This is a genomic window from Fluviispira multicolorata (genome assembly GCF_009208585.1).
Taxonomy (GTDB): Bacteria; Bdellovibrionota_B; Oligoflexia; order Silvanigrellales; family Silvanigrellaceae; genus Silvanigrella; species Silvanigrella multicolorata.
The window spans coordinates 75092-82458 of sequence record NZ_WFLN01000012.1; the positions used below are offsets into that span (position 1 = coordinate 75092).

Sequence of the window (7367 nt, forward strand, 5' to 3'; positions counted from 1 at the left end):
TTAAAAATCCTCAATTAGGAGCAACGTATCCTGAATTGTGGAGAGCACCATCGTATAAAGGATATTTTTTACACAATGAAACAATTTTTTCCTTTGCATTTTGCAAAAGAGAATCATCATTTTTGAGCGCCATTGCAATAGCTTCACCCAAAATTTTCATATCTTCAGCAACAAGCCCACGCGTGGTTATTGCAGGTGTCCCAATACGAACACCACTTGTGACCATTGGCTTACGAGGATCATTAGGCACACTATTTTTATTTACGGTTAATTCGATTTTAGCTAGTCTCTCTTCAGCATCTTTACCGCTTAATGGAGACTCCTTTAAATCGATTAAAATAAGATGATTATCTGTACCACCAGAAACCAAGGAAACACCTTTTTCTAATAATGTTTCAGCCAAAACACGGGCATTAATAACAATTTGTTCCGCATAATTTTTAAAAGAAGGTTGCAACGCTTCTCCAAACGCTACAGCTTTTGCGCCAATTACATGCATTAATGGACCACCTTGCAGCCCCGGAAAAACAGCTTTATCAATAGCTTTAGCATATTTTTCTTTACACAGAATAACTCCGCCACGAGGCCCTCTTAGGGTTTTATGCGTAGTTGTTGTAACAAAATCAGCAAAAGGCACAGGGCTTTGATGCTGTCCACCTGCTACTAATCCAGCAATATGAGCCATATCAACCATTAAAAGCGCTCCAACTTCGTCTGCAATTTCTCTGAACTTTGCAAAGTCAATAGCACGCGAATAAGCACTTGCTCCCGCTACTATTATTTTAGGATTACATTCTTTTGCTTTTTTTAAGAGTTCTTCATAATCAATATAACCTTGCTCATTCACACCATAAGATTCTGCTTTATAATATAATCCAGAAATATTTACTGGAGATCCATGCGTTAAATGTCCGCCATGTGATAGATTCATTCCCAAAAAAGTTTCGCCTGGTTTTAAAAATGCTAAAAAAACAGCTTGATTTGCCTGTGCACCACTGTGTGGCTGCACATTAGCATGTTCTGCGCCATAAATTTTTTTAACCCTATCAATTGCAATTTGCTCTACTTTATCATTAAATTCACAGCCACCATAATAGCGTCTGCCAGGATAACCTTCAGCATATTTATTAGATAAAACACTGCTTAATGCAGACAAAACAGCAGGGCTTGCAACATTTTCCGAAGCAATTAGTTCTAGACCTTCATTTAATCGAGAGCTTTCCTTTGCAAATAAATCTGCAATTTCTGAATCAGAATGTGCGATATTTGCCCTATCAAAAGAAAGAAATTTATTCATTGTGCTAGCCTCTTTTCAATTGCTGAAACTTTATTAATTCTGCTTCTATGACGCCCTTCTTCACATTCAGTTGCAAGCCATATTTTTACAAAATCAATAGCTCTTTGATAATTTACAATGCGAGATCCTAAACACATAATATTTGAATCATTATGAGCTCGGCTCATTCTTGCCGTAAATTCATCATTTACAACCGCTGCTCTAACTAATGGAAATTTATTAGCTGTAATACACATGCCAATTCCAGTTCCACAAATAAGGATACCCCTATCGCAACGACTTGCAGAAACTTCGGAAGCAACTATGTCAGCATAATCAGGATAGTCAACTGATGCAGAAGAATCGGAGGCCACTCCATAATCAAGAACTTGATGATTTGTGAGAGTTAAGAAATCAATAACATAGCTCTTAAGCTCTTTACCAGCATGATCAGCAGCAATAGCAATTTTCATAAAAAGTCCTCTAATGAATCTAAGGTTAATTTAGAAAAATAAGCGAGAAAAAATCAAAAAAAAAGGCACCGCTAATGGTGCCTTAAATGAAGCTTAGCTTTTAGAGCTTTGCAGTGATGAATTTAACAGCGTCACCAACTGTTTTAAGACGTTCAGATTCGTCATCAGAAATATTTACACCAAACTCTTCTTCAATTTCCATGAGGAGTTCAACTATGTCAAGCGAATCTGCACCAAGGTCTTCTTGAAAACGAGAAGCTGCAGTTACATTTTTTTCCTCTATGCTCAACTTCTCAGCCACAATTTTTATAAGTTTAGATTCGAGTTGTTTTGCATCATGTTGATTGTCCATTGTAGATACCCCAAAAGAATAATTAATAGCTAAAAATACTAAGCAGTTTGTAGTGTTACTAACAAATACCTCTGCTTAGGCTTCTTTAACAAAGAGGAATGATAAAAGCAATGCACAAATTAGAGTAACTTTTGAACATGTGGCATTTTCGTCATATACTTCATCAAGAGATCCATTTTCCAACTTTTGCTTTCATTAAGTTCATTAGGAGATTTATTCATGCGTGTTGTATTGGCATTTGACAAATTCAAAGGAACATTTACTGCACGTCAGGTCTGTGAACTTGTAGCAGAAGGGATTCGCCATCGGAACCCTAAAATTGAAATAATTCAAAGACCTATGGCCGATGGAGGAGAGGGCAGTGCAATTTTATTGGCAGCAAGTCTAGGCATGGATTCTTTAAGGGTCGAGGTCTGCGACCTGCTCGGAAAACCAGCTGAAGCAAATGTTTTTTGGCAAAATGCAAGGCGGCTAGCAGTGCTTGAATCTGCAGAGGTTCTAGGAAATGCCCGTGCATTGGCAACCGAAGAAGGTCTTTTTCAAGCAAATACATGGGGATTAGGTAAACTCTTGCAAAAAGCATTTCCTCTGCGCCCTCAAGAGATCTGGCTCTGCATTGGAGGAACCTTGACAGTAGATGCTGGGTGGGGAATAGCCAGTGCATTTGGTTTATCCGCATATGATACACAGGGAAATCATTTAAAACCATGCCTTGAAAATATGGAGAAAGTTGATTCATTTAAAAAAGAAGAGCTTCCTGAATACATGAAAAAATGTAAAATCAGTGTTTTATGCGATGTAAATGCACCTGCTTCAGGACCGGGGGTTTCATTAATTTCATTTTTAAAACAAAAAGGTGCTCAAGATTCATCTATTCCTCTAATAGAAAAAAGAATACATTTTTTCTGGAATAAATTAAAACATTCATTTCCAAATATTCCTCGCTTAGAAGATCCATTTATGGGAGCAGGAGGAGGAATTTGCATTGGTTTATCAGTTGTTTTTCCAAATTTAAAAATTGAAATGGGTTCAAAAAAAATTGCAAAAGTAATAGCCCTTGCCCCAAGTTTTTCTGGGACAGACTTAGTTGTTTGTGGCGAAGGAAGCCTCGATGATCTCACATTATACGGAAAAGCTGTAAGCACAGTTGCACAACTTGCAATTAAGAGTGAACAAAAAATTATTGGTATTTTTGGAAAAGTCACTGGAAATCGCTCTGAATTAAAGAACAAACTTGGCTTGTCAGAAATTATCACTTTAATGGAAGAGAATCAAACTGGACAAACAACAAATGAAATTATGAAAAATTCTAAACTAAAATTATTTAATATAGGACAAGATTTAGCAGAAAAAATAAGTAAAAAAAATCAGAAAAATCATTAATTAGTCAATTTCATAAACCAACGTTCATTCCTAAAATGAGGCCAAGTTCCTTTTTCACCTGTTGAATAAGTTATAAATAAAGCGCGTCCATAAACGCTGGTTTCATCTATATATCCCCAGAATCTACCGTCATAGGAGTTATCTCGATTATCTCCAATACAAAGAATTTTACCTTCAGGTACAGTCCAAGATTTCTTTTCATCAACAGTAAGTCCTCCACTCTTCTTTCTCAGAATTTGGTGTGGATATTTACTAAAACCAGACTCCATAAAAATATTATATTCAGAAGGTTCTTCTATACCCCCAATATCTTCAAGTACATTTCTGTTTAGCTCAAGGCTTTCTTGGGAGACTATGTTATTTATAGTGAGAACACCTTTTGTAAATGAAACGGTATCACCCGCTATTCCGACAACCCTTTTCATAACAGTTTGACCTCCTTCACGCAGAGGCCCTTGAAAAACAACAATATCTCCTCTTTGAGGATTACTCCAATTTACTAATCTTTTTTCCATAAATGGAAACATAAAACCATAGGAAAGTTTATTTACTAAAACATGATCGCCAATTTTTAACGTTGGAAGCATAGAGCTTGAAGGAATAAGATACCAATTTAACAAACTCGATCGAAAAAAAATAATGATGGCAAGTATAATCAAAATTTCTTTTACTTCTTTAAAAAATTTCATTATTCTTTTGCCATCTATTCTTTAGATTTTAACTTATCTGTGTTATTTTTAAGATATTCTCTAATATCTTTTTCTTTGTCTAAAAGGCGTATCCATTGCTCCTTATATAAGGTAACAGGAAAACGTCCCAGTCCATAGACCGAAAGTCCACCCTTTTCACCAATTTTAAATGATATTTCCCTATTTTGAACTGTTTTCTTTTCGCTCTTTAAAATTGCATTTTCAGTGCGCAATCTTTCCAGCTCAGCATGGATATCTTCTTGATTTTGCATACTTATATTCCCCTCAAAAACGGATTGCCAAAAACCTATTCAACATAGCATTTTTAAATTATAAAAAAAACTCTCTTGACACCCCACCTATAATACAGTTTAACGATGTGCTGGCAGGGGTTCAGAAAGACCTAACTCTTTTTGTTGCACGGGCGCACACTTTAGGAATGCGCATGTCGCAACCTATTAATTTGATTGACTTTTATATAAGCTCATACAATTCTTTCTCAATTCTCGCCTGAGTGTACTTAGCTATTAGTAGCTAACCCCTTCTATTTCTTTATTTTTTGGGATGCAAATGACAAATAACAGTATTGTTGCAACAGAAGAGTCTTCTATTTTTAACTTATTGCCAGAAGCACTACGCGAAGGTCTTATTTCGCAAGGTATTACAAAGCCAACACCAATTCAACAAGCGACTTACAAACCCGTATTAGAGGGAAGAGACGTAATTGCACAAAGCCGCACAGGCTCAGGCAAAACCCTTGCATTTGGTTTACCAGCTTTTGCACGCCTTGCAAAACCTCAAGCTTCTAAGCCAAGACTTCTTGTTCTTACACCAACACGTGAACTTGCTCAGCAAGTTTCTGACGTGTTTGAAGCAAATTTCAAACCTCAAGGCTTCCGCATATTAGCAATAACCGGCGGAAAAAGCTACCGTTTTCAAACATCATCTCTTCAACGTGGCGTAGATGCTGTTGTTGCAACTCCTGGTCGTTTAACTGACCTCTTACAACAAGGGGTTATTAGCCTCAACAACATCGAAATTCTTGTTCTCGATGAAATGGATGAAATGCTTGACTTTGGTTTTGCAGAAGACATTATTAAAATCAAAGAAGCTATAGGTAAAAAAGCACAGACTCTTTTATTTTCAGCTACTTTCCCACCAAAAGTAACAAACATTGCCCGCCAAATGGTTGCAAATCCTTTTGAAGTTAAAGTTGCAAGCACAGACACAAGCACAGGGCAAATTGAACACGGTTTTGTTGAAGTTAAAATGGGACGCAATCTTGATGCACTCCTTGGCTTATTACTTTATCATGATCCTGAACATGCAATTATATTCTGTAAAACACGTGATGAAACGCGTAACATTCACAATTCGCTTCTCGAAAGAGGATTTGCTGCAGGTGTGTTAAACGGTGAAATGACTCAAAATGACCGCAGTCAAACCATGGAACGTTTTAAAAATCGCCAACTTCGTATTCTTGTTGCAACTGACGTTGCAGCACGCGGTATCGATATCAGCGGTCTTTCACACGTTATTAACTTCACAGTGCCTACAAATGTTGAAACATACACACACCGTGCGGGTCGTACAGGCCGCGCAGGAGCTACTGGAAAAGCTTGGACAATCATCACTCACGTTGAACGTCGTGAATTCCAATTTGTTTGTAGCAAAGTTAAAATCAATCCAACTCGTATTGATCTTCCAAACGCTAAAAAAATTGCAACTCAATTTTTAAACAATATGCTATTTAGAATCAATGCAAGCAGCGTTGAAGCACAAGAATATATAGATCACTCTGTTGAACAGCTTGTAGCAAATCTTGACTCTGACAAACTTAAAGAAGTGCTTGCAAATGTTTTAAAATCTGAAGCTTCACGTCAGCTTGGTAAAAGCTTACATGTAGAAGATATCTCCCCAGCATTCAAAACAGAATTTGGAGCGAATGCTGATATGTCTAAATTCGGTTCTGATCGTGGCGGACGCCCTTCACGTGGCGGCTTTGGCGGAGGTCGCGGAGGATTCGGCGGCGGACGCAGTGGTGGCAGTGACCGTGGTGGCTTTGGCGGAGGTCGCGGAGGATTCGGCGGCGGACGCAGTGGTGGCGGTGACCGTGGTGCTGACCGTGGTGCTGACCGTGGTGGCGAAAAAAGAGGTGGATACTCAACCTCAAGCAATCGCTCTGAACGCAGTGGATTTGGTGGAAGAGGTGGATCTCCCAAAAAACCAACGGATAGCACTGGAAAAAGAAGCTATCCAATTGCTTAATAAATAAGTTCATTTATGAAACTCTCGATCATTCAATTAGAATAATCGAGAGTTTTTTTTAATTAATGTTACTCCTCAATTGGAATAAACAATTTAACATGTTCATTTAGGTTTAAAGAATGAAAGAAATTTTTAAACTTCCAATTAATTTTTTACTTTTTCTAATTCCGTGAACTTCTCGCCCCTAAAGGGAGCGAGCTTCTGAAGTCATAGGAATCAGCGGATTAGATTGCTCTAATTTCGTCTTACTTATTCCTCGTCCAGCTTTACTTCGGCTAGTCCCTAGCCTAGTTCTTGTCTTAGCTTTTGGCTTTGACAAAAGAAATTGTACACCTCTTTTAGCAATTATTTTTGCTGCATTGATATCAGCATTGTCATGATTTCCGCATAATAAACATAAGAAATTATCTTGTGTTTTTCTATTATCGGCGTGAGTGTGGCCACAATTGGCACATTCCTGACTAGAATAATGAGGTGAAACTTTAACAACTAATTTACCATATTTTTTAGCTTTATATTCTAAAAACTCTATTGTTTTTGCTAATCCTTTTGATAGCAGTTCTCTATTTAAACCTGCTTTGGCTTTTCGCATATTTGGCAAATATTTGCCACTTACATCTTGCTTTGGCATAGGAGATTTAGTCATATTTTTTAGTTTTAAATCTTCTACTGCAAATATTTTTGCGTCTGAATTAACAATTGAATGAGAAACTTTGTGGCAAAAATCATGCCTGGTGTTACTTATTTTAGAATGAATTTTTGCAATTTTAGTTTTGGTTTTATTTCTACTTGTAGATCCTTTTTTTTGACGTGCTAATTTTCTTTGATACTTTTTTAACTTTTTTTGTTTAAGCTTAATTTTATTTTTTAACTTATCATCGAAATCATAACTTAATTGATTACTAGTTTGAAATGGAATTACAATG

General features: G+C 36.9%; 8 protein-coding genes. 2 read left to right on the forward strand and 6 right to left on the reverse strand.

Annotated features, from left to right (window positions below):
• Positions 1–10: 10 nt before the first annotated feature.
• From GCL57_RS14630 to acpP, 3 genes are all read right to left on the reverse strand, one after another.
• A complete protein-coding gene (locus tag GCL57_RS14630; RefSeq protein ID WP_152214100.1) occupies positions 11–1297 on the reverse strand; it encodes a serine hydroxymethyltransferase in 1287 nt (428 codons plus the stop codon).
• Positions 1294–1749, reverse strand: a complete 456-nt coding sequence (rpiB, locus tag GCL57_RS14635) for a ribose 5-phosphate isomerase B (RefSeq protein WP_152214101.1) — start codon at positions 1747–1749, stop codon at positions 1294–1296. The genes GCL57_RS14630 and rpiB overlap by 4 nt, the downstream gene beginning before the upstream one ends.
• A 100-nt stretch (positions 1750–1849) precedes the next feature.
• Positions 1850–2101: an acyl carrier protein gene (gene acpP, locus GCL57_RS14640; protein ID WP_130606453.1), complete on the reverse strand. Its 252-nt coding sequence runs from the start codon at positions 2099–2101 to the stop codon at positions 1850–1852.
• A 219-nt stretch (positions 2102–2320) separates the two neighbouring features.
• Between acpP and GCL57_RS14645 the strand changes: the two genes are divergently transcribed.
• Positions 2321–3484, forward strand: coding sequence for a glycerate kinase (locus GCL57_RS14645; RefSeq protein ID WP_152214102.1), 1164 nt, complete (start codon positions 2321–2323; stop codon positions 3482–3484).
• Here GCL57_RS14645 and lepB read toward each other — a convergent pair.
• Both lepB and GCL57_RS14655 read right to left on the reverse strand, forming a co-directional pair.
• On the reverse strand, positions 3481–4173 hold the full coding sequence (lepB, locus tag GCL57_RS14650; RefSeq protein WP_152214103.1) for a signal peptidase I: 693 nt from the start codon (positions 4171–4173) through the stop codon (positions 3481–3483). The genes GCL57_RS14645 and lepB overlap by 4 nt on opposite strands.
• A gap of 14 nt (positions 4174–4187) precedes the next feature.
• Positions 4188–4445 (reverse strand): hypothetical protein, encoded by a 258-nt coding sequence (locus GCL57_RS14655; protein ID WP_152214104.1) that lies wholly within the window; start codon positions 4443–4445, stop codon positions 4188–4190.
• A 298-nt stretch (positions 4446–4743) separates the two neighbouring features.
• On the opposite strand from GCL57_RS14655, the gene GCL57_RS14660 reads away from it, so the two are divergent.
• Positions 4744–6441, forward strand: a complete 1698-nt coding sequence (locus tag GCL57_RS14660) for a DEAD/DEAH box helicase (protein ID WP_161597786.1) — start codon at positions 4744–4746, stop codon at positions 6439–6441.
• A gap of 184 nt (positions 6442–6625) precedes the next feature.
• On the opposite strand, the gene GCL57_RS14665 is transcribed toward GCL57_RS14660, so the two are convergent.
• Positions 6626–7367, reverse strand: a 742-nt coding sequence (locus GCL57_RS14665) for an RNA-guided endonuclease InsQ/TnpB family protein (RefSeq protein WP_161597787.1), incomplete at its 5' end; no start/stop codon positions are given.

Excerpts from the sequence above, each read along its gene's own strand:
- GCL57_RS14630 (WP_152214100.1), bottom strand. The coding sequence starts at position 1,297 with ATGAATAAATTTCTTTCTTTTGATAGGGCAAATATCGCACATTCTGAT.
- rpiB (WP_152214101.1), bottom strand. The coding sequence starts at position 1,749 with ATGAAAATTGCTATTGCTGCTGATCATGCTGGTAAAGAGCTTAAGAGC.
- acpP (WP_130606453.1), bottom strand. The coding sequence starts at position 2,101 with ATGGACAATCAACATGATGCAAAACAACTCGAATCTAAACTTATAAAA.
- GCL57_RS14645 (WP_152214102.1), top strand. The coding sequence starts at position 2,321 with ATGCGTGTTGTATTGGCATTTGACAAATTCAAAGGAACATTTACTGCA.
- lepB (WP_152214103.1), bottom strand. The coding sequence starts at position 4,173 with ATGAAATTTTTTAAAGAAGTAAAAGAAATTTTGATTATACTTGCCATC.
- GCL57_RS14655 (WP_152214104.1), bottom strand. The coding sequence starts at position 4,445 with ATGCAAAATCAAGAAGATATCCATGCTGAGCTGGAAAGATTGCGCACT.
- GCL57_RS14660 (WP_161597786.1), top strand. The coding sequence starts at position 4,744 with ATGACAAATAACAGTATTGTTGCAACAGAAGAGTCTTCTATTTTTAAC.